Below are 21,190 nucleotides of genomic sequence, written 5' to 3'. Positions count from 1 at the left end.
GCGTTCTTTAATGGTTAACGGATAGGCGCGTCATGCATTCGGGTCAGGCCTTCCTGCGCGGTAGAGGCAATAAGGCGACCATCTCGGCTGTAGATATGGCCTCGCGCCAGCCCTCGCGAGCCGCCTGCCCAGGGGGAATCGATCACGTATAACAGCCACTCATCCAGGCGGGCGTCTTCGTGCAGCCACAGCGTATGGTCCAGGCTTGCGATCCGCAGCTTCGGGTCGGTGAACTCGATGCCGTGGGGCAGTAGGCTAGTGGTTAGCAGGTTGAAGTCAGAGGCGTAGGAAAGCAGATGCCGGTACAGTGCCGGGTCATCGGGTAGCGTGCCTGAAAAGCGAAACCACAGGCACTGCCCGGCCGGAGCGCCGCTGTCCGGATTACCCTTGATATGTAAAAACTCGATAGGGTGGCCAGGAAAGCGCGAATGCTTGGCAGTACCGCTCTCAATCAGTGTTTCTGGCGTGCTAACCTCGGGCATGGCGCGCTGGTGATGAAAGCCATCCTCAGGACTGTGAAACGAGGCGCTGCAGAAAAATATCGGCCGGCCTTTCTGAATGGCCGTGACGCGACGGGTGGTGAAGCTACCGCCATCGCGCACGTTATCGACCTGATAAACGACCGGACGGTGCGGGTCGCCGGGGCGCAGAAAATAGCCGTGCTGGGAGTGCGGGCGACGCTCAGCGGGCACCGTGCGAGAGGCAGCGGCAAGGGCCTGTCCAAGTACTTGCCCACCATACAGCTGAGGAAAGCCTAAATCCTGGCTTTGGCCACGAAACAGTGTCTCTTCGAGGGCTTCAAGCTCAAGTAAATTTACTAGCGTGTTCAGCACGTCGGTCATTCTGAGTATCCTTGGGCTATCCAATGCGGTCCATAGTAGCGGGCTACCGCCTACGGCAAGTTAGCCGTACACAATCATTTTGCTACCTTAGCGGAGTTTGCCTTGATACGCAGCGATGAATTTTACATGCACCGGGCCCTGGAGCAGGCGCATCTGGCGGCTGAGGCGGGCGAAGTGCCGGTGGGAGCCGTGGTAGTGAGTGCCGAGGGCGATATTCTGGCCGCTGCGCACAACGCCCCTGTTGCCAGCTGTGATCCTAGCGGGCATGCGGAAATTCGTGCCCTGCGTGAAGCTGGCCAGCAGTGCGGCAATTACCGTCTGGAAGGCTGTACGCTATATGTCACGCTGGAACCCTGCATGATGTGTGCAGGCGCTATTATTCACGCCCGTGTGAAGCGCTTGGTATATGGAGCCGCCGAGCCGCGTACCGGCATGGTCGAATCCAAGGCCAATCTACTGGCCCAGCCATGGTTTAATCACCAGGTCGAGGTTGCTGGAGGCGTTTTGGGGCCAGCGTCCCGGAAATTGTTGAAAGCGTTTTTTGCGGCAAGGCGCTAGGCTATTCGGGATAGACTGTGTATCAAGTGGTCACTTGAGGTGGCGTGGAGACTATATGCTTGCAGTGTGGAATACCTTAATCGTCCTGCTCACGATCGCTGGCATGGAGATTTTCGCGACGCTTGCCCATAAGTACATCATGCATGGCTGGGGGTGGGGCTGGCACCGCTCGCACCATCGGCCGCGTACCGGATGGTTCGAACTTAACGATCTGTATGCCGTGGTGTTCGCACTGTTCGCCATTGGGTTGATTGCGCTAGGCACCGCCGGTGTGTGGCCTTTGCAATGGGTCGGCGCAGGTATGACTGCATATGGCGCAATCTATTTCATCGTGCACGATGGGCTGGTGCATAAGCGCTGGCCGTTTCGTTATATCCCAAGGCGCGGCTACCTGAAGCGTCTCTACAAGGCGCACCGCCTGCACCATGCGGTCAAGGGGCGCGAGGAGTGCGTGTCGTTCGGCTTTCTATATGCACCGCCGGTAGACAAGCTGCAGGCAACACTTAAAAAGCGTCAGTCAGCTACGCTGGCCGCTGCCAGAGCCCCGGCGGACGAGGAGCTGGCGTCGTCACGCGAGAGCTGAGCGCCAGCACACTGCCTTTGGTCAGTAGTGCTACCTTTTCCTGGCGGCTGGTGCTCTGACGTTGATCCCAGGCATTCGCCCCGGCGCGCTGCACTTTCAGGCCAATCTTGCGGTATACCCCGTGCGCCGTGGCAATCGCCCAGGCCGAGCGCAGTGGAAGCCCGGAAAGTCCAGCCTGAGCAGAGGCGTAGTAGGGTTCGGCCTGGTTAATCAGGCGCTCGGCAAGCCGCGCCACGCGAGGACGGTGGCTAGGATCAGCTAGTGTGGCCATGGACAGCTGTTCTTCGGCTAACCAGCTTTCCGGTAAATAGCAGCGCCCAATGCGGGCATCTTCCACGATATCCCGGGCAATATTAGTGAGCTGAAACGCCAGTCCCAAGTCGCAGGCACGGTCCAGTACTTCTTCATCACGCACGCCCATGACCTGGGCCATCATCAGACCCACCACTCCCGCCACGTGATAGCAGTAGCGCAGCGTATCCTCAAAAGTGGCGTAGCGTTCATCACGTACGTCCATGGCAAAGCCTTCAAGGTGCTCAAACGCCCGTCGTGGGGGAATGTCATGTTTGAGGGCCACTTCCTGAAATGCCGCAAAGGCGGGCGTCTCCATCGGCTCGCCTGCATAAGCCTGTCGGGTTTGCGTCTCAAGGGTAGCCAGACGCTGCTGTGCGCCGGTCGCGCTGGCAATGCCGGTGTTGAAGCCTAGCGCCTGGTCGTCGATCACATCGTCACAGTGGCGGCACCAGGCGTAGAGCATCAGGGCGCTGCGCCGGGTATCAGCATCAAACAGTTTGGCTGCCGTATCAAAACTTTTGGAGCCAACGGCCATGGTGCGAGTCGCGTGGTCAAGCAGGGGCTGATTCATGGGGCCAGTTGCTCCACTATCAATCCGGCAGTTGCCTTGGCTGAGCCGATCACCCCCGGCACACCTGCGCCTGGGTGGGTTCCCGCGCCTACTAAATAAAGGTTGGCAATGCGGCTGTCGCGGTTATGGGGGCGAAACCAAGCGCTTTGCGTCAGGATGGGCTCGATTGAAAACGCCGAGCCCTGATATGCTCCCAGCTGGTCGCGAAAATCAAACGGCGTGAACATCCGATGGGTAACCAACTGCTCGCGAAGCCCCGGCATGTAGTGCTGATCTAAGTAATCAAAAATACGCTCGCGCAGGCGAGGGCCTTCTACCTCCCAATCCAGGTCGGCAGTCCCCAGATGGGGCACAGGGGCAAGTACGTAGTAGCTGCCGCAGCCGGGTGGTGCCAACGAGGGGTCGGTAACGCAAGGCGCATGCAGGTAGAGGGAAAAATCCTCGGCCAGCGCGTCGCTATTAAAGATATCATCAATCAGCTCCTTATAGCGCGGTCCGAAGCAGACGGTGTGGTGGGCCAGCTGATCGTGGTGATGATTGAGTCCAAAATAGAGGACAAACAGTGAGTTGCTCATACGCTTGCGCTTGAGCGAGGTGCTGCGCGCCTCCCCCACAGGATGATGGCCGAGGAGCTTTTCATAGGTATGCACTACGTCGGCGTTGGAGGCCACAGCGCTCGCTTCAATGCGCCGGCCGTCGGCAAGCTGTACCGCCTGCAGGGTATTGCCCTCGGCTTCAAGCTGCGTGACTTCAGCATTGAGTTCAATCTTGCCGCCCAAGTCCTGGAAGAGCTTCACCATGCCCTGCACCAGGGCGCCGGTGCCGCCGCGCGGAAACCATACGCCCCACTCGCGCTCAAGCGCGTGAATCAGCGTATAAATGGAGGAGGTGGCAAACGGGTTGCCGCCCACCAGAAGCGAGTGAAAAGAGAACGCCTGACGCAAATGGTCGTCTTCGATAAATTTTGCCACCATGCTGTAAACGCTGCGCCAGGCTTGCAGGCGCGCCAGTTGGGGGCCTGCGCGTACCATATCGCGAAACGATAGAAATGGAACGGTGCCAAGCTTCAGGTAGCCCTCTTTGAATACCGCCTGAGAGTAGTCTAAAAAGCGCCGATAGCCTTCCACATCACGCGGGTTAAACTGACCAATCTGCTTTTCGAGATGGGCCTGGTCGTTATCGTAATCAAATACCTTTCCCGACTCCCAGCACAAACGATAAAAAGGCGTGACCGGCATGAGCTCGACATAGTCGGCCAGGCGCTTGCCCGCCAAGCTAAACAGCTCCTCAATGGCGCTTGGGTCGGTGATTACCGTGGGGCCTGCATCAAAGGTAAAGCCTTGGTCCTGGTAAACATAGGCGCGCCCGCCCGGTTTGTCGCGCTGTTCAAGAATCAGGGTAGGAATACCCGCTGCCTGTAAACGGATAGCCAGCGCCAAGCCACCAAAGCCTGACCCAATTACGATAGCTTTACTCATCATGAAAGGCTCACAGCCGTGGAGTTTGTTTGAGAACGGCCTGTAAGGCCTCGCGCACGGGTACCGGTGGTTTACCCGTCAAAAGTCGTGCCTGATCGGCAAGAGTCAGCTTGCCTGCATAAAACCGGGCAATTAGGCCGTCATTCAAGCCGTAAAAGCGTTGCATTACCTGCCAGCGTTTGTCTGCCGGCCCTGCCAGAAACAGCATCCGGTTGAGCATGCGAAAAAAGCGCTGCTCTCGCCAGCGCTGGCTGGCGAAGCGGTGAACAAGGCGATAAAGCGATTCAGGCGTAAAGCTTGCTTGGGTGGCGATCAAATCCGCCAGCGCCACCGCTTGTGGTAATGAGTAGCCTGTGGTGGGATGAAACAGTCCCCCACGCAGACCGCTGCAAGGTTGCCCCTGGGCCGCCTGCCAGAACGCTTGATGATTGCCTGTCAGGGTGATGGGCAGATTGCCCTGCTCTTCGCGCTGTAACGTCTCGAGCTGCCAGCCTTGAGCGCTCGCGTAAAGCCGGATATTGTCACGCGCCTGCTGCGCTTTAAGCGTGGCCTGGTCAATGTAGTGGGTATCTTCAATCAAAAGCTCCGTCGCGGACAGAGGCAAGGTATAGACAAAGCGGTAGCCGCCTTGCTGATCTACGGTGGCATCCATCAGCCGTGGGCGGGTTAACCCGTGAGGGCGCTCAAGCTGCCACTGCTGACCGAGAAAAGCCTGAAGCCCGACAGTGAGGTATGGGCTTGGTCGGTAGCCTTGGCCATCAATAACCGCCCTTGCTTCAAGCGTGCGTCCATCTTTCAGAGTTACCGAGGTGGGCGTTAGCTGAGTAATCATCGTATGGGTGAGCAGCTGCTCGCCAAGTGCTTGGCTGATGATGTCGGCAAAGCGCTCGGACGTCACACTGTAGTAGCTGCCCGCCACGGTGCGGGTGAGGGCTGGAAAGAAGACGTCGTAATCATCCCAGCGGTGTACTACCAGCGGGGCAAGCCAGGCGTGCTGGGCAGGGCTGAGGTCGCCGTGATGATATGACCAGGTATGATTGCCGCCGGGAGTCGGGCCCGCTTCCAGTAGCAATACGTTAAGCGCAGGCTGGCGCTGTTTCAAGCGCCAGGCAATCAGACCGTTGGCTAACCCCGCGCCCACCAGAATAAGATCCCACCGGGTATTCATCATGCTGCCACCGCCAGCACGGGGCGCCGTTCACGAAGCGCCTGTTCGGTGATCAGGGCTGCCTGTAGGGCGCCACCTGTTTGAACCGCACTTTCTGGGCTACCAAGCGAGGCGCGCATGGCCCGCAGGCGAAGCCGATAAATATCATTATTGAGCAGATTGCTTAAACGCGTGGCCAGAGTGGCGCTGCTGGCAAACCGGGAAGCGCGTAGCCCAATACCATGGTGAACAACGCGTGCCGCCACTCCCGGTTGATCAAAGGCCAGCGGTATTGCAAGCATGGGTGTGGTGCTTTCAATGGCATCAATAACAGTGTTCAGGCCGCCGTGAGTAATCACCGCGCGGGCTTTGGAAAGCACGACGTGCTGGTCGGCAAAGTCGGTAACAGACGTCGTGGCGTAGGTTGCAAGCTTGGCGGCTTGCGTTGTGTTTAGTCCGCCGCAGTGGGCAATCAGCAACGGCATCTCCAGGCGTTGGCAGGCCCTGGCAATCTTGTTAAATAGCGCGTAGCGATGGCCTTGCAGCGTGCCTAACGAGGCAAATACAAACGGCTCGGGCGGTATGGCCGCCTGTGCGATTGATAAATGACCGGCAGGTCTGCCTTCCCGTAGTGGCCCTACCGCATGAAAGCAGGTGGGCAGGGAGTGGCGAGGAAAATCAAGCGTCACAGGCGTTTGGCTGATCTGGGCAAGTGTGGACAAACACTCATGCAACGCATGGCGCGGTGTCAGACCAAAGCGCTGGGCATGGCGTGCAATCACCTGGGCATGGCGGCGCATCAGCCAGTCATAGATTTTTTCACTGGCTTGATAGCGGTGGCGGGCCTGGATGCTGGTGGCGTAGCCAAATGGCATGACGGGGAGTGGCAGGCCTGGCTCGCGGTTAACCGGCAGGGCGCAGGCGACCGATACGTAAGGCAGTTTTAGCGCATCAGCTACCAAGCTGCCAGCGGCTTCCATCTGATCGACAATGAGCCCGTCAATACTTAACGCTTCAATGGCCGCAGGAAGCTCATTGCAGAGCATATCGGTGGTGGTGGCCAGGTCGTTAATCAGCCGAAGCAGGCCAAAACCGGAGGGGCGGGCAGCAAGCTTCAGGGTATTGGCCAGGCTGCCTGAAGCAAGACGCGTTTCGGCCAGAGGGTAAAAACCGATACGCGGGTCATCAAGCAGCGTGCGTGCCTCGAACTGCTGGATAAACGTGACTCGGTGGCCGCGCTCAATCAAACGGATAGCCAGCGCCTGCAGCGCTTTAACATGGCTGTGAAGCGGTGGCGCGACAACCGCATAGTGGCTCATGGCGTGTTCTCTAACGGCAGTAACGCTGCATGCTTTAGCGCGGTCAGGTCAGCGCTGCCGGTGCAAAAGCAGACCACCCGCAGTTGTTCAATCACGATTTGAAAGTGCTCGACAACCGCCTCCAGGGAGGTGGTTGCGCTATGCAGGGCCGCCGCTGCCTGGCCTACCAGATCAGCTCCCAGACACAGCGCCTTGGCCGCATCGATACCGTCGTTGATACCGCCTGAAGCGATCAGCGGCATGGTAGGCAGCGCTTTGCGCACCTGACACAGGGCCTGCGCGGTAGGAATCCCCCAGTTGGCAAAGGCCATGGCCACTGCGCGCTTGTGCGGTGTGCTGGCGCGCTCGCCTTCAACGGCGGCCCAACTGGTACCACCAGCACCCGCAATATCCAGCATGGCAACCCCGGACTCATACAACTGCCGGGCAACCGTGGGCGAGAGTCCTGCACCTACCTCCTTGACGACTACCGGGGTGCCCAGCGAGGCCGTGACCCGCTCAATGGCTGCCAGAATGCCACGCCAGTCGCGATCCCCCCCAGTTTGCAGTGCTTCCTGCAGCGGATTCAGGTGGATAATCAGCGCGTCGGCGTCGACCATCTCTACCGCCCGCTTGGCGTAATCGCTGCCGTGCTGGCCAAGAAGCTGCGCGGCGCCCAGGTTGGCGAGTAGCGGGATATCCGGGGCCAGTTTACGCAGCTCGCGGGTTAGTCCCCAGTTGGCGTCACTTTCTAGTGCCACCCGCTGGGAACCCACGCCCATGGCCAGCCCCAGCGTTTGCGCTGCTTCGGCCAAGAAGCGATTGATATTGTTGGCGCGGCTGGCGCCGCCGGTCATGGAGCTGATCAGAAGCGGCGCTTGCATGGCCCGGTCGAAAAGCGATGTGGTTAGATCAATACGGTCTAGGTCAAGCTCGGGCAGTGCGCAGTGTTCAAAGCGCCAGTGCTCAAACCCCGTTCGGGTCTTTTTTATCGCCAGCGCCGGGTCGAGTACGATGTCCAAATGATCGTTTTTACGCCGAGTCAGCTCTGTATCCTTCATTGTCATTCCTTTGAACCTGGATATGGAGGCACACCGCCGTTGTGTTACTGGCTTCCCATACCGATAAGATAGCAAGGGCTGCGCTATACGTATGAGAAATCAGCCGAACATGGTCAGCTGCTTTTCAAACCAGCGGCGCATAAAATGCCGGGTAACGGCCTTGTGACCGCAGGCATGTGAAAGATGCTCATCGGCACTGATCAGATGCTCTTGTAGACGCTGATGTACGGCCTCTGGGCCGAGGATGGCGACCAATGTCGACTTGCCGCTATCTTTGTTGATGTCCTTGCCTGTGGTGGTGCAGCCGTCGGAAAGATCGTCCAGCAGTTGAAAAGCTTGCCCCAGATCCTGGGCAAAGTAGCGCAGGGTTTGGCGGACTTGCATTGAGGCGCCCGCTGCCAGGGCTGCCATTTGCAGCGTCGCCTCAAACAGCGTGCTGGTTTTAAGCGTATTGGTCGAGAGAATTGCCTCGGCGCTACGTGGCTGGCTGCCCTCGCTTAAGTCGCGAAACTGGCCCTGAACCAGGCCTTGCAGGCCTGCCGCGCGCGATAGTTCGGCGGCCGCCTCGGTTTTGCTGGCATCTCTAAGGCCTTCAGCCTCTGCCACGACACCAAAGGCCCGGCTGAGTAGCGCCACGGCCGCCAGGATTGCGACATTTTCACCAAATTGGCGGTGAATGGTAGGCTTGCCGCGACGCATTAATGCGTTGTCCATGCAGGGGATGTCATCAAGAATCAACGAGGCCGCGTGGACCATTTCAATCGCGCAGGCCAGATCAAGAAGTCCTGGCTGCCCTAGTTCGCAGCCTAAATCCTGGGCTGCCAGTATCAATAGCAGCGGACGGATGCGTTTACCCGGCACCAGAGTCCCTTCACGCATTGCCGTACACACCAAGTCGTGTTCATGCCCTTCGGGCAGCAGCTGCGCAAGGCGTGTTTGAAGCGCGTCGCGCAGTGCCTGCAACTCGTCTTCATGGCTTGAGAGTGTATCGACGCTGGCGTTCATTAAAGCAATCCCTGGTTTCCCATTATGGCGATATGTCTGTCAGACGCTGAAAGTGCGCGGCGGCCACGAGTGCCAGGCCAGCATGTTCCTTCATAGCACTTTACAGAATCTGCGCCTGACGTTGTGTTAACGCAACTAACGCTGATGGTGAGCATATTTTTATTCAACCGTTAGAAAAGCGTAATCCATATGCCGTGAATTTTCTTTAATTCCTCAGTTTAGGTAATTATTTTTTATATAAAAAAGGCATACACGCGGGTTGGGCTGAAAGAAGTGAGCCCAAGCGTTACTGGCTTAACGGCGGGACAAGCTCAAACGGAAGCATCGACATGCTGTCATTGCCCGCTTGTTCTAGTTGAAAAAACTGCTGACGACTGCGCTCCACGTACTCAATCATTTCGTAATAGCGGCGAATATTGCGTACGTAAATAACCGGTTCACCACCGCGCGCATAGCCGTGGCGCGTTTGGCTATGCCACTCCTCGTGCTGTAATAGCGGCAGCGCTTCGCGAACATCGCGCCACAGATTAGGATCGCCGCCGCGCATTTCAGCAATTTTTCGCGCATCGTAGAGATGCCCCAAGCCAACGTTGTAAGCAGCCATGGCCATGTACAGGCGGTCGTTGCCCGTGATGCTTTCAGGAAGACGGTTCTTGAGACTACGCAGGTAGCGCGCACCCCCATCAATGCTTTGTGCCGCGTCGCGGCGGTTATCCACGCCCATTTCGCTGGCCGTTGGGTGGGTCAGCATCATCAGCCCGCGCACACCGGTAGGCGATACTGCCTCCGCATCCCAGTGTGACTCTTGATAACCTACGGCGGCGAGCAGTTTCCAGTCGAATCCGGTTTCGCTCGCTGCCTGCTGGAACAGATCGATAAACGATGGCAGTCGGGCATCTAGATGGGCAAGAAAGGTGCGGGTGCCCACATACTCTAAGTAGTCATCGTGGCCGAAGTATCGGTTTATCAAGTGATTAAGCGAGCCGCTTTCCTCAAGGTCCTGTAGAAACTGGTTGGCTGCTTCCAGTAGCCCCAATCCCCGCCCGCTGGGCACAGCCCATACCATGGAGAGTGGGTCACCGAGCAAAAAACCACGCTCGACATTAGGGAAAAATAGCCGGTTAAGCCGAAACTGATGGTCGAAAATAACCGCAGCGTCCAGCATGCCGTTCTCTACCTGGGCAAGCAGTTCGGCAACCTCCAACTCGGAAGACTCTTTCCAGCTTAACGCAGCATAGTCGCGCTGAAGCTCGCGCAGCGCCTCGCTGGTACCCGCCTCGCTTAGCGTGCCAAGCTCCAGCCCCACCAAATCACCAGGTTTCTGTATTCCATAAAGGCCGCGTCGATAAACCACCAGCGGCTGCATCTGGATGATCGGGCGGGTGTAGTGGACGCCCGACGTGGCGGGCAGTAGCGGCAGGGCCGCCGCGCCAAGGTCGCCCTGTTCTCGCACCGCCGACAAAACGCTTTCAGGGTTATGTTTGGCATTCATATTCAGGCTGACGCCGAGATACTCGGCGAACAGGTGCATCAACTCGTACTCAAACCCGGTTGGCCCCAGGCGCCCTTCGTAGTAGGTCGTTGGGGTATTGCGGGTCTGCGCCGTGATGAAATCTTTTATTTGAATTTGCGTTAAATGCTCCCCTGGCGCCACCTTGGGAAACGTCGGGGTGAGAATCATTAATATGATGAAAAGTAACGCAAAATAGCGGCGATAATGCGCTATGAAATGTGGGTGGATCAACGTCGGCATGGGGGCTTTTCGGCATGAAACATGCTGCCACGATACCCAGACAGGGGCATGCTGTCACCTTGTTGATTTCGTGTGGCCGCCGCTTTCCAGTATCATAGTGCCTAATCAGTGTCATTTAAGGGGGTCGCATAGCGGCCTGCTATTTCCCTGCTCGAATTCTCCCTGCTCTAGAGGCTTCTGGATATGCTCGAACTGCGAGGCGCACCCGCCCTTTCTGCCTTCCGTCATACACGGCTGTTAACGGTGCTGCGTGAACGTGTTCCCGAGGTGGAGGCGCTGTCTGCCCACTATGTTCATTTTATTGACCACCGTGAAGAGCTCAGCGACGCCTCTGGTGAGCGTCTAACGCAGCTTTTGGATTATGGCACCGCTTCTCAGGTTGAAGCGCCAGCCAACGCTAAACGTTTTCTGGTGGTGCCACGCTTAGGCACACAGTCGCCCTGGTCATCCAAGGCTACTGATATTGCCCATAATTGTGGCCTGTCAGAAATTCGCCGCATTGAGCGTGGGGTCGATTACCAGATAGGGTTTAGCACGGCCCCCAGCGAGGAGAGCCTGACGGCCGTAGCGGCATTACTACACGACCGTATGACAGAAACCGTGCTTGATGACGCGTCTGATGCGGAAAGGCTGTTTGCCCACCACGCCCCGGCGCCGCTGGGTAGTGTGGATATCCTGAACAGCGGCCGCGAGGCGCTGGTGACGGCCAACCGTGAGCTGGGTCTGGCGCTGGCTGATGACGAAGTCGACTATCTGGTAGATGCCTTCAACGAGCTTGGGCGTAACCCAACGGATATCGAACTGATGATGTTCGCCCAGGCCAACTCCGAACACTGTCGGCACAAGATCTTCAATGCCGACTGGGTGATCGATGGGGAGCTTCAGTCCCACTCGCTGTTCAAGATGATCAAGAACACCTTTGCCACGTCTCCCGATAACGTGCTTTCCGCCTACAGCGATAACGCGGCGGTCATCAAAGGTAGTCAGGCGGGCCGCTTTTATGCAACGCCGCTGACCGGCGCAGACGATGAGCGTGCGCTTTACGGCACGCATCAGGAGCCCATTCATATCCTGATGAAGGTGGAAACCCATAACCACCCTACAGCGATTGCACCTTTTCCTGGTGCGGCGACCGGCTCGGGTGGCGAAATTCGCGATGAGGGCGCAACGGGTATCGGCGGAAAGCCCAAGGCTGGCCTGTCAGGCTTCACCGTTTCAAACCTGCGTATTCCTGAGTTTGTTCAGCCCTGGGAAGCGTTTGACTACGGCAAGCCGGAGCGCATGCAGTCGGCGCTTAATATCATGCTGGAAGGCCCGATTGGCGGTGCGGCATTCAACAACGAGTTTGGCCGTCCCAATCTCACCGGCTATTTCCGTACTTACGAGCAGGAATCGCTCAACGAGGGTGGCATTGAGCGGCGCGGTTTTCATAAGCCGATCATGATTGCCGGTGGGTATGGCAACATCCGTGCCCAGCACGTCCAGAAGGGTGATATTCCGGTTGGTGGCAAGCTGATCGTGATGGGTGGTCCGGCGATGCTGATTGGTCTGGGCGGTGGTGCTGCCTCCAGCATGTCTTCCGGCACTTCAAGCGCCGATCTGGACTTTGCCTCGGTGCAGCGAGAAAACCCGGAAATCGAGCGGCGCGCCCAGGAGGTAATCGACCGCTGCTGGGCGCTGGGGGATAAAAACCCGATCTGCTTTATTCATGATGTGGGCGCAGGGGGGCTCTCCAACGCGCTTCCAGAGCTTGTTAAAGACGGCAACCGGGGCGGGCTTTTTGATCTGCGCGCCGTACCCAACGCCGAACCGGGCATGAGCCCGCTGGAAATCTGGTGTAACGAAGCCCAGGAGCGCTACGTACTGGCGGTAGCGGCTGAAGACCTGGCCACCTTTGATGCGCTGTGCAAGCGAGAGCGCTGCCCCTATGCGGTCGTGGGTGAGGCCCAGGCGGATCATCACCTGGAAGTGCGCGATGGTCACTTCAATACCAAGCCAATTGATCTGCCCATGAGCGTGCTGTTCGGCAAGGCGCCGAAAATGCAGCGCAGCTTTGAGCGCCACGAACCCGAGCTTTCCGGGGTGATGCTGGATAACCTTGATCTTCGTGAAGCGCTTGATCGTGTATTACGCCTGCCCGCCGTGGCCTCCAAGAGTTTCCTGATTACCATTGGCGACCGTTCAATCACGGGCCAGGTGGCCCGCGACCAGATGGTCGGCCCCTGGCAAGTGCCGGTAGCGGATGTGGCGGTCACGACCGCCAGCTACGACACACATGCCGGTGAAGCCATGGCGATGGGCGAGCGTCCGCCGGTGGCCTTGATTAACCCCGCGGCCAGTGCGCGACTGGCGGTAGCCGAGACGATTACCAACTTGGCGGCGGCGCCGATTGCCAAGCTGGGGGACATCAAACTCTCCGCCAACTGGATGAGCGCAGCCGACCATCCTGGCGAGAACCAGGCGCTGTATGATGCGGTATATGCCGTCGGCATGGAGCTTTGCCCGGCGCTTGGCATTGCGGTACCGGTAGGTAAGGACTCGATGTCCATGCGCACTGCTTGGCAGGATGAGAATGCTCAGGGCGAGCGCGAGGAGAAAAGCGTCACTTCTCCGCTCGCGGCCGTGATTACCGGTTTTGCCCCGGTGACCGATGCCCTGGCCACCCTGACGCCCCAGATCAACCTGGAGCAGGACGAGTCGGATCTGATCCTGATCGACCTGGGTAACGGCCAGAACCGCTTGGGCGGCTCTGCGTTGGCCCAGGTCTACGGTCAGGTGGGCAATACCTGCCCGGATTTGGATGACCCGGAAGATTTGAAGGCGTTCTTTGAAGTCATCCAAGGGCTTAACCGCGACGGCAAGCTGCTGGCCTACCACGACCGCAGTGATGGTGGCCTGCTGGTCACACTGTTGGAGATGGCCTTCGCTGCGCATGCCGGGCTTGAAATAAAGCTGGACTGGATGATTGATGAGCCGGTTGAAGCGCTCAATGCACTGTTCTCTGAAGAGCTTGGCGCGGTCATTCAGGTCAACCGCAAGCACACTGAAGAAGTGCTCTCCCAGTTCGCCGTGGCGGGTATTGAAACCTGTGGTGTGATCGCAAGGCCACGTTACGACGATCAGGTGCGGGTGACGCTGTTTGAAGAGCCGCTTTTGGAAACCACGCGTCAGCTGACCCAGCGTACTTGGTCAGAAACCAGCTACCGCCTGCAGGCGCTGCGTGATAATCCCGAGTGCGCCAAGAGTGAGTTTGATAACCTGCTCGATACGCGCGACCCCGGCCTCTTCGCAACACCGACGTTTGATATCAACGAGGATATCAGCGCGCCGTTTATCAACACCGCTAAACCGGCCGTGGCGGTGCTGCGTGAGCAGGGTGTGAATGGTCAGGTCGAAATGGGTTGGGCGTTCGACAAGGCCGGTTTCGACGCGGTCGATGTGCACATGAGCGATATACTGGAAGGTCGCGTTTCACTTGATGAGTTCAAGGGGCTGGTTGCCTGTGGTGGCTTCTCCTATGGCGATGTGCTGGGGGCTGGTGGCGGCTGGGCGAAATCAGTGCTGTTCAATGAGCGCGCGCGTGATCAGTTTGCGGCCTTCTTCACCCGCGACGACAGCTTCTCACTAGGTGTGTGCAACGGTTGTCAGATGCTATCTCAGCTGAAGTCGCTGATTCCGGGCGCAGAAAACTGGCCAAGCTTTGTGCGCAACGAGTCCGAGCAGTTTGAAGCGCGGGTTGCCATGCTGCGGGTTGAGAAGACGCCCTCGATTCTGCTTGCCGGTATGGAAGGTTCTCAGCTGCCTATCGCGGTTGCACATGGCGAAGGCCGCGCCGAGTTTCGGGATACGGCGCATCTGCGCAGCATGCAGTCCAGCAACCAGATTGCGCTGCGCTACATCGATAATTATGGGCAGGTAACTACGCGTTACCCGGCTAACCCCAACGGCTCGCCTTCAGGTATTACTGGACTAACTACACCGGATGGCCGTGTCACGATCATGATGCCCCACCCGGAGCGCGTTACCCGGGCGGTGACGAATTCCTGGCGTCCGGCAGAATGGACAGAAGACGGAGCCTGGCTGCGCCTGTTCCGTAATGCGCGGGTATGGGTGGGTTAAGCCTCGCGGTACTGAGGTAGTAGCAACGCATAACGGCGGCCCTGGGGCCGCCGTTATCGCTAATGAGAGGTGAGCCAGGTCGGCAGGCTCAGTAGCTTGCTGATCCATTTTCATGCCAATGGAGTGTTATGTCGTCACCTGCCTTGCGGCCATATCAGACAGATGCCGTGAAACGCGTAGTGGAACACTTTCGCGCCTCCAGCGAGCCTGCCGTGGTGGTGCTGCCTACCGGCAGCGGCAAATCGCTGGTCATTGCAGAGCTGGCGCGCCTTGCACGCGGGCGCGTGCTGGTGCTGGCCCACGTGCGCGAGCTGGTGGAGCAAAACCACGCCAAATACCAGGCCTATGGGCTTGAAGCGGATATCTTCAGCGCGGGGCTAAAGCGCAAGGAGGCTTCCCGTCAGGTAGTGTTTGGTTCAGTGCAGTCGGTGGTGCGCAATCTGGATTCATTCAACGATGCAGGCTTCACACTGCTGGTGATTGATGAGTGCCACCGTGTATCGCTTAACACAGAGGCCAGCTACCGCCAGGTGATTGATCACCTGCGCAAGCAGAATGCCAATCTCAAGGTGCTGGGCCTGACCGCCACGCCTTATCGGTTGGGGCAAGGATTTATCTATCACCGCCACTACCATGGCATGGTGCGCGGCAGCGAAGAGAGCTTTTTTCGCGACTGTGTGTTTGAGCAGCCGCTTCGCCTGATGGTGAAGCAAGGCTATCTGGCCGAGCCAAAACGCCTGGATATGGCAATCGAAGGGTACGATTTTTCCCTGCTGGCGCCCGCTGAAAGCGGGCATTATCGTGAGGCGGAACTTAACCGGGTGGTTGCCGGTAACCGCGCCACGCCCATGATTATCAGCCAGATTATTGAGCGCGCCGCTTCGCGTCAGGGTGTGATGATCTTTGCTGCTACTGTTGCTCACGCCGAAGAAATCATGGGGTATTTACCACTTGATCAAGCGGCCCTTATTACCGGAGCAACACCTTCCATCGAGCGCACTGAGCTGATAAACGCTTTCAAGGCACGAAGGCTTAAATACCTGGTCAATGTCTCGGTACTGACCACCGGTTTTGATGCACCACATGTGGATTTAATTGCCATACTGCGGCCCACTGAGTCGGTGAGCCTGTATCAGCAAATTGCTGGGCGAGGGCTACGCCTCTCTGAAGGTAAGGAAAACTGTCTGATTCTGGATTATGCCGGTAATCCTTGGGATCTTTACGCGCCGGAAGTGGGCGAGCCTAAGCCGCCGGGGGACAACGAGCCTGTCCAGGTGGAATGCCCGACCTGCGGTCACGCCAATCTTTTTTGGGGCAAGCGCGATGGTGAGCTGGTGATTGAGCACTTTGGCCGCCGCTGCCAGGGGCTGATTGAAAATGATGCCGGAAAACGTATCCAGTGCGATTTCCGCTTTCGCTTCAAGGTGTGTGATAACTGCGGCGCTGAAAACGATATTGCCGCACGACGCTGCCATGGCTGCGAGCAGTTGCTAGTGGATGCGGACGATAAGCTCAAGGACGCATTAAGGCTCAAAGATGCCCGAGTGCTGCGAGTCAGCGGTATGCAGCTGGAGGCTGCTCAAAATGGGCGTGGGCTGCCGCGTTTAAAAGTTACCTATCACGATGAGGATGGTACAGCGCTCTCCGAGTGGTTTGCTCTGGAAACGCCCGCTCAGCGTCGAGCATTTTATGCGGTTTTCCTACGCCATCACCTGCGGGCACCGGGCACTTCCTGGCAGCCGGTAACGCCCGAAGAAGTGATTAACGAACAGTGCCGCTTACGCCATCCGGATTTCGTGGTTGGGCGTAAGGCAGGTCGGCATTTCCAGATTCGTGACAAGCTTTTCGATTATCAAGGTCGTTACCGCAAAGCGGACGAGGCTGGCTAAGATGGTCGCTACTTCAAACGCTACGCCTCGCCATGCGTCGACTTTGTTACACTGCGCGCCAGAGCCCATTGATCAAGAGACATCTACTGCGTGAGCGAGATACAAAGCGCCACTGTCGATTCAGACCAACCGATTACCCTTACGTCAGAGCCGGTGGAGGAGGCGCTTGGGCGGCTGTTTGACGAGCCGATTACCCAGTTGCCCGAGGATTTATATATTCCCCCCGAGGCGCTGCGCGTATTTCTGGAAACGTTCGAGGGGCCGCTGGATCTTCTTCTGTATCTTATTCGTCGGCAAAACCTGGATATTCTTACGATCAACGTGGCGGCGATTACGCATCAGTACATCGAGTACGTAGAGCTGATGCAGGCCATGGAGATTGAGCTTGCCGGTGAGTATCTGCTGATGGCGGCAATGCTAGCTGAGATCAAGTCACGCACGCTGCTGCCGCGGCCGCCCAAGGCCGAAGGGGAGGAGGAAGAAGACCCGCGTGCCGAGCTGATTCGCCGGCTACAGGAGTATGAGCGCCTAAAGGCTGCTGCGGAAACCCTGGATACGCTACCCCGCATGGGCCGCGATTGGTTCAGCGTTCAGGCAGGTCTGCCGCCTCTGGAAGCGCGAGTCATTCATCCCGATGTAGAGCTTGATGAGCTGCTCGGTGCGTTGTCCGATATTCTCAAGCGTGCCGAGCTGGTCAAGGCCCACCAGATCAGCCGAGAGGTGCTTTCGACCCGTGAGCGCATGCTCAGGATAATGGAGCAGCTGACCAGCGAACACTACACGCCCTTTGAAACCCTGTTCACGCTGGAGGAAGGGCGGGCAGGCGTCGTGGTGACCTTTATGGCAATCCTGGAACTGGCAAAAGAGGCCATGATCGAAATTGTTCAAAATGCGCCGCTATCGCCCATTCACGTGCGTGCGCGTAGTGCTGCGCTGGCCGACGGAGAAGAGGGTGTCTTTGAAGCGTCTGATGTGGACGAGTCCGCTTTCGAAGAGTCCGCCTTTGAGCTTTATGAGAAGTCGCCATGAGAGATACCACCCTAGACGATATTATTGAGGCGGCGCTGCTTGCCGCAGGCGAGCCTCTGGCACTGGAGCGGCTTGAAACCCTGTTTCTGGAAGATGAGTGTCCCGCTCGGCGTGAGCTACGTGACGCGCTTGCGCGGCTCTCACAGCGCCACAAGGAGGGCGCCTTGGAGCTGGTCGAGACCGCGTCAGGATTTCAGCTGCGTATTCGTCCGCGACTGTCGCATTGGGTATCGCGTTTGTGGGATGAGCGCCCTCAGCGCTATTCACGGGCTCTGCTTGAGACGCTTGCACTGGTTGCTTATCGGCAACCCGTTACCCGCGGGGATATTGAAGAAGTTCGAGGGGTTAGTGTCAGCAGCTCGATCATGCGAACATTAATGGAGCGCGGCTGGATCCGCGTTGTTGGACATCGTGATGTGCCCGGGCGACCAGCGGTTTATGCCACCACGCGTAGCTTTCTGGATGATTTTGGCCTCAAAACGCTGGACGCCCTGCCACCCATGCATGAACTTGCCAAGTGGGAAGAAACGGACGAGGTAGAAGCGCCCAGCGCACAAGAAAGTATGATGTTCTCCAATGCTGATAATGACGAAGAAAACTCGGAAGAAATACTGGACGAAGCGCCTGAAAGCGTGCAGGATGCGCCACCCAAGACGGCTGAGATAGCCGACAACCACGCCGAGACGGCGTTAACCCAGCCGCTGAGCTTTGCAGACTTGGAAGCACGGCTCGCGGCACGTGCGCAGCGCTCAAATGATGACAGCGCACGCATGAAGACCAATGATATGAGGTCAGATAATCATGACTCAGAGCAATAACACCCCCCCCTCCAGCGAAAAGCTGCAAAAAGTACTTGCTCGTGCAGGGCTTGGATCGCGGCGTGAAATGGAAACCGTGATTGCCGATGGCCGGGTAAAGGTCAATGGCCAAGTGGCTAAACTAGGCGACCGTGTTGAAATTCGCGACAAGGTCAGCCTTGATGATCGCCCGGTAACGCTGCGGCCTGAAAATGAGACGCCGCGTCGGGTCATCATGTACAACAAACCAGAAGGTGAGTTGTGTACCCGTAAAGACCCGGAAGGCCGTCGTACGGTGTTTGATCGCTTGCCGCGCTTGAAAGGTGAACGCTGGATCGCGATTGGCCGACTGGATATTAATACCAGTGGCTTGCTGCTGTTCACTACAGATGGCGAGCTTGCCAACCGTTTAATGCACCCTTCAACCCAGGTTGAGCGTGAGTACGCGGTTCGCGTTATGGGTGAAGTCAAACGCGAACACATCGTCGCTATGGTTGACGGGGTAATGCTGGAAGATGGACCCGCACGTTTTACCGATGTTCAGGAATTCGGCGGCGAAGGTATCAATACCTGGTTCCACGTTGTCATTCTGGAAGGCCGAAACCGCGAGGTGCGTCGCCTGTGGGAGTCGCAAGAGCTTACCGTAAGTCGCCTAAAGCGTGTTCGTTACGGCAACATCTTTATCGATAAGCGCGCTAAAGCAGGGGAATGGGTTGAACTTTCGCAAGACGAGGTCGACGACCTATCTACGCTGGCCAATCTTGAAACACGTAAAGTGCCTGAGCTTACGCCTGACGAAAAGAACCGCTGGAGCCGCGATAAAAATAAGCGTCGACCAGTACAGACCATGCGTAAAGCCAAGCCTAAACCTAATCGCCATTAATTGTTTGTCTTTTAAGCATAGAGCGTAGTTCTTATCTCCCGGGGGTGGTTAGCATGCCTAAAAGTTGGCACCTTGATCGCTGACTGCCCCTCGCTTTCAGGCTGGACCAACATCCTTCAGCGATCAGTCTGGAAATTGAGAAGACGACCTCGAACGACCCATGTACTCTTTGTGCTTATGTGACGGCTTTTCTTCCCTTGGTCAAAGGATATACGTCGAAAGATAAAAAAGCTCTTGCTATGCATAAGCTGTATCTGTACTATATGCATCCGTTCGAGGGGGTCGTTAGCTCAGTTGGTAGAGCAGTTGACTTTTAATCAATTGGTCGTAGGTTCGAATCCTACACGACCCACCATTCGAATGATGTAATAGCCGTTTTGAGCGGCGCCGTTGTAAAAGTTAGAAGCAAAAATTTGGGTCGTTAGCTCAGTTGGTAGAGCAGTTGACTTTTAATCAATTGGTCGTAGGTTCGAATCCTACACGACCCACCAAATTTTACGCCCCTGGTAGCTTGCTACCAGGGGCGTTTTGCTATGCGCGTTAAGGCAGGGCGGCAGGCTATATTTCGCTTGTGGCAAGTATTGCTTTGCTACCACAATAATTGGAAACTGGCTGATAGTATTTCCAGCTGACTCACCAGCAAGAAAGAGTTATTTGAATAGTAGCAAAAAGAACGTAGCTAGTAGCGCAGCAGGCCAGGCGAAAGACGCATCGGCTTGTTGCAATCGCGAGCGGTAGGTGTGGATCACACAAACCGCGATAGGTGTTTAACAGGGGGATTCCCTGTTCGTCACAGTGGTAGACACGATGACTATAATGACTTCTCAGGCTGAGCTCGATGCTCCGCTGCCTAGCCCTTATTGCCCGACCCGTATTCCCGCTGAAGATCAGACACGTGTTGCAGAGATAAAGCAGCTGCTCAAATCGCGCAATGCGGTACTGGTCGCGCATTACTATACAGACGATGCAATCCAGCAGCTGGCCGAAGCAACCGGCGGCTGCGTAGCAGACTCCCTTGAAATGGCCCGCTTTGGTGCGCGCCACGATGCCACCACCCTAGTCGTGGCCGGTGTGCGCTTCATGGGCGAAACAGCCAAGATTCTTTCACCTGAAAAGCGCGTATTAATGCCTACTCTAGAGGCAACCTGCTCGCTGGATATCGGCTGCCCGGAGAAAGCATTCAGCGCTTTCTGCGATGCCCACCCTGACCGCACGGTAGTGGTCTACGCCAATACATCAGCGGCTGTAAAGGCACGTGCTGACTGGGTAGTGACTTCCTCCATTGCGGTCGAGGTGATTGAACATCTGCAGTCGCGGGGCGAAAAGGTTTTATGGGCGCCGGATAAGCATCTGGGTAGTTATATCCAGAAAAAGACCGGCGCCGACATGCTGATGTGGGACGGTGCCTGTATTGTCCACGAAGAGTTCAAGGCCAAAGGAATCGAGGATTTGAAGCGCCTTTACCCCGAGGCAGCGGTCCTGGTCCATCCAGAGTCGCCGGCGTCGGTGGTCAGCATGGCGGATGTGGCTGGTTCTACCTCGCAACTCATTAAGGCGGCCCAGTCGCTGCCCAATGATAAGCTGATTGTGGCCACTGACCGGGGGATTTTCTTCAAGATGCAGCAAGCGGTGCCGGGCAAAATACTATTTGAAGCGCCCACGGCTGGAAACGGCGCCACGTGTCGTAGTTGTGCCCACTGCCCGTGGATGGCGATGAACGCGCTGGATAATCTAGCTGGCGCGCTACGCCACGGCAGCGGCGAAATTCATGTAGATGAGTCGCTTCGTCTGCGTGCACTCAAGCCCCTGGAGAGGATGCTCAGTTTCAACGCCTGATCGAGCAGGTTGAAGGCATTCCATGCAAGAACGCCCGCCCGGCGGTA

The 21,190-nt window shown here is 57.3% G+C and carries 16 protein-coding genes and 2 tRNA genes; 10 read left to right on the top strand and 8 right to left on the bottom strand.

Annotation, left to right across the window (positions count from 1 at the left end; translation table 11 throughout):
• Positions 1–14 precede the first annotated feature (14 nt).
• Positions 15–842, bottom strand: a complete 828-nt coding sequence (locus ELY38_RS18295) for an acyl-CoA thioesterase (protein ID WP_127063595.1) — start codon at positions 840–842, stop codon at positions 15–17.
• A 105-nt stretch (positions 843–947) separates the two neighbouring features.
• Between ELY38_RS18295 and tadA the strand changes: the two genes are divergently transcribed.
• Both tadA and ELY38_RS18285 read left to right on the top strand, forming a co-directional pair.
• On the top strand, positions 948–1,400 hold the full coding sequence (tadA, locus tag ELY38_RS18290; RefSeq protein WP_222845171.1) for a tRNA adenosine(34) deaminase TadA: 453 nt from the start codon (positions 948–950) through the stop codon (positions 1,398–1,400).
• A gap of 55 nt (positions 1,401–1,455) precedes the next feature.
• Positions 1,456–1,983 (top strand): sterol desaturase family protein, encoded by a 528-nt coding sequence (locus ELY38_RS18285; RefSeq protein ID WP_127063593.1) that lies wholly within the window; start codon positions 1,456–1,458, stop codon positions 1,981–1,983.
• On the opposite strand, the gene crtB is transcribed toward ELY38_RS18285, so the two are convergent.
• From crtB to mltF, 7 genes are all read right to left on the bottom strand, one after another.
• On the bottom strand, positions 1,922–2,848 hold the full coding sequence (gene crtB, locus ELY38_RS18280) for a 15-cis-phytoene synthase CrtB (RefSeq protein WP_127063592.1): 927 nt from the start codon (positions 2,846–2,848) through the stop codon (positions 1,922–1,924). The two genes, ELY38_RS18285 and crtB, sit on opposite strands and share 62 nt — an antisense overlap.
• Complete coding sequence (locus tag ELY38_RS18275; RefSeq protein WP_222845169.1) at positions 2,845–4,329, bottom strand: phytoene desaturase; 1,485 nt, start codon at positions 4,327–4,329, stop codon at positions 2,845–2,847. The genes crtB and ELY38_RS18275 overlap by 4 nt, the downstream gene beginning before the upstream one ends.
• Positions 4,330–4,336: 7 nt before the next feature.
• Positions 4,337–5,497 carry a lycopene beta-cyclase CrtY gene (crtY, locus tag ELY38_RS18270; RefSeq protein WP_246009190.1) on the bottom strand — a complete coding sequence of 387 codons (1,161 nt, stop codon included), beginning with the start codon at positions 5,495–5,497 and terminating at the stop codon, positions 4,337–4,339.
• The gene (locus tag ELY38_RS18265; RefSeq protein WP_127063591.1) at positions 5,494–6,792 is read right to left on the bottom strand and encodes a glycosyltransferase; all 1,299 of its coding nucleotides are present in this window, start codon (positions 6,790–6,792) and stop codon (positions 5,494–5,496) included. The genes crtY and ELY38_RS18265 overlap by 4 nt, the downstream gene beginning before the upstream one ends.
• Positions 6,789–7,832: a type 2 isopentenyl-diphosphate Delta-isomerase gene (gene fni / locus ELY38_RS18260; RefSeq protein WP_127063590.1), complete on the bottom strand. Its 1,044-nt coding sequence runs from the start codon at positions 7,830–7,832 to the stop codon at positions 6,789–6,791. Before fni ends, ELY38_RS18265 begins: the two co-directional genes overlap by 4 nt.
• A gap of 99 nt (positions 7,833–7,931) precedes the next feature.
• Positions 7,932–8,837, bottom strand: a complete 906-nt coding sequence (locus tag ELY38_RS18255; protein ID WP_127063589.1) for a polyprenyl synthetase family protein — start codon at positions 8,835–8,837, stop codon at positions 7,932–7,934.
• 286 nt (positions 8,838–9,123) lie between these two features.
• On the bottom strand, positions 9,124–10,590 hold the full coding sequence (mltF, locus tag ELY38_RS18250; protein ID WP_127063588.1) for a membrane-bound lytic murein transglycosylase MltF: 1,467 nt from the start codon (positions 10,588–10,590) through the stop codon (positions 9,124–9,126).
• Between the two features lie 183 nt (positions 10,591–10,773).
• Between mltF and purL the strand changes: the two genes are divergently transcribed.
• The 8 genes from purL (at position 10,774) to nadA (ending at position 21,143) form a co-directional block, all read left to right on the top strand.
• Positions 10,774–14,709: a phosphoribosylformylglycinamidine synthase gene (purL, locus tag ELY38_RS18245; protein WP_127063587.1), complete on the top strand. Its 3,936-nt coding sequence runs from the start codon at positions 10,774–10,776 to the stop codon at positions 14,707–14,709.
• A 128-nt stretch (positions 14,710–14,837) separates the two neighbouring features.
• Positions 14,838–16,598, top strand: coding sequence for a DNA repair helicase RadD (gene radD, locus ELY38_RS18240; protein WP_127063586.1), 1,761 nt, complete (start codon positions 14,838–14,840; stop codon positions 16,596–16,598).
• A gap of 132 nt (positions 16,599–16,730) precedes the next feature.
• A complete protein-coding gene (locus ELY38_RS18235; protein WP_246009196.1) occupies positions 16,731–17,627 on the top strand; it encodes a segregation and condensation protein A in 897 nt (298 codons plus the stop codon).
• Positions 17,624–18,445, top strand: a complete 822-nt coding sequence (scpB, locus tag ELY38_RS18230; protein ID WP_127063584.1) for an SMC-Scp complex subunit ScpB — start codon at positions 17,624–17,626, stop codon at positions 18,443–18,445. The genes ELY38_RS18235 and scpB overlap by 4 nt, the downstream gene beginning before the upstream one ends.
• Positions 18,429–19,307 (top strand): 23S rRNA pseudouridine(2605) synthase RluB, encoded by an 879-nt coding sequence (gene rluB / locus ELY38_RS18225; RefSeq protein WP_127063583.1) that lies wholly within the window; start codon positions 18,429–18,431, stop codon positions 19,305–19,307. The genes scpB and rluB overlap by 17 nt, the downstream gene beginning before the upstream one ends.
• A 279-nt stretch (positions 19,308–19,586) precedes the next feature.
• A tRNA-Lys gene (locus ELY38_RS18220) sits at positions 19,587–19,662 on the top strand.
• 60 nt (positions 19,663–19,722) lie between these two features.
• Positions 19,723–19,798: transfer RNA gene (locus ELY38_RS18215), tRNA-Lys, on the top strand.
• A gap of 316 nt (positions 19,799–20,114) precedes the next feature.
• Positions 20,115–21,143 (top strand): quinolinate synthase NadA, encoded by a 1,029-nt coding sequence (gene nadA, locus ELY38_RS18210; RefSeq protein ID WP_127063582.1) that lies wholly within the window; start codon positions 20,115–20,117, stop codon positions 21,141–21,143.
• Positions 21,144–21,190: the final 47 nt, after the last annotated feature.

Source organism: Vreelandella nanhaiensis (assembly GCF_003990185.1).
GTDB classification, from domain to species: domain Bacteria; phylum Pseudomonadota; class Gammaproteobacteria; order Pseudomonadales; family Halomonadaceae; genus Vreelandella; species Vreelandella nanhaiensis.
The sequence above is the reverse complement of the archived record's forward strand: the minus strand, read 5'-3'. Positions and strand labels throughout refer to the sequence as shown.

Coding starts and splice junctions, on each gene's coding strand:
- ELY38_RS18295 (WP_127063595.1), bottom strand. CDS start 842: ATGACCGACGTGCTGAACACGCTAGTAAATTTACTTGAGCTTGAAGCC.
- ELY38_RS18285 (WP_127063593.1), top strand. CDS start 1,456: ATGCTTGCAGTGTGGAATACCTTAATCGTCCTGCTCACGATCGCTGGC.
- crtB (WP_127063592.1), bottom strand. CDS start 2,848: ATGAATCAGCCCCTGCTTGACCACGCGACTCGCACCATGGCCGTTGGC.
- ELY38_RS18275 (WP_222845169.1), bottom strand. CDS start 4,329: ATGATGAGTAAAGCTATCGTAATTGGGTCAGGCTTTGGTGGCTTGGCG.
- crtY (WP_246009190.1), bottom strand. CDS start 5,497: ATGATGAATACCCGGTGGGATCTTATTCTGGTGGGCGCGGGGTTAGCC.
- ELY38_RS18265 (WP_127063591.1), bottom strand. CDS start 6,792: ATGAGCCACTATGCGGTTGTCGCGCCACCGCTTCACAGCCATGTTAAA.
- fni (WP_127063590.1), bottom strand. CDS start 7,832: ATGAAGGATACAGAGCTGACTCGGCGTAAAAACGATCATTTGGACATC.
- ELY38_RS18255 (WP_127063589.1), bottom strand. CDS start 8,837: ATGAACGCCAGCGTCGATACACTCTCAAGCCATGAAGACGAGTTGCAG.
- mltF (WP_127063588.1), bottom strand. CDS start 10,590: ATGCCGACGTTGATCCACCCACATTTCATAGCGCATTATCGCCGCTAT.
- purL (WP_127063587.1), top strand. CDS start 10,774: ATGCTCGAACTGCGAGGCGCACCCGCCCTTTCTGCCTTCCGTCATACA.
- radD (WP_127063586.1), top strand. CDS start 14,838: ATGTCGTCACCTGCCTTGCGGCCATATCAGACAGATGCCGTGAAACGC.
- scpB (WP_127063584.1), top strand. CDS start 17,624: ATGAGAGATACCACCCTAGACGATATTATTGAGGCGGCGCTGCTTGCC.
- rluB (WP_127063583.1), top strand. CDS start 18,429: ATGACTCAGAGCAATAACACCCCCCCCTCCAGCGAAAAGCTGCAAAAA.
- nadA (WP_127063582.1), top strand. CDS start 20,115: ATGACTATAATGACTTCTCAGGCTGAGCTCGATGCTCCGCTGCCTAGC.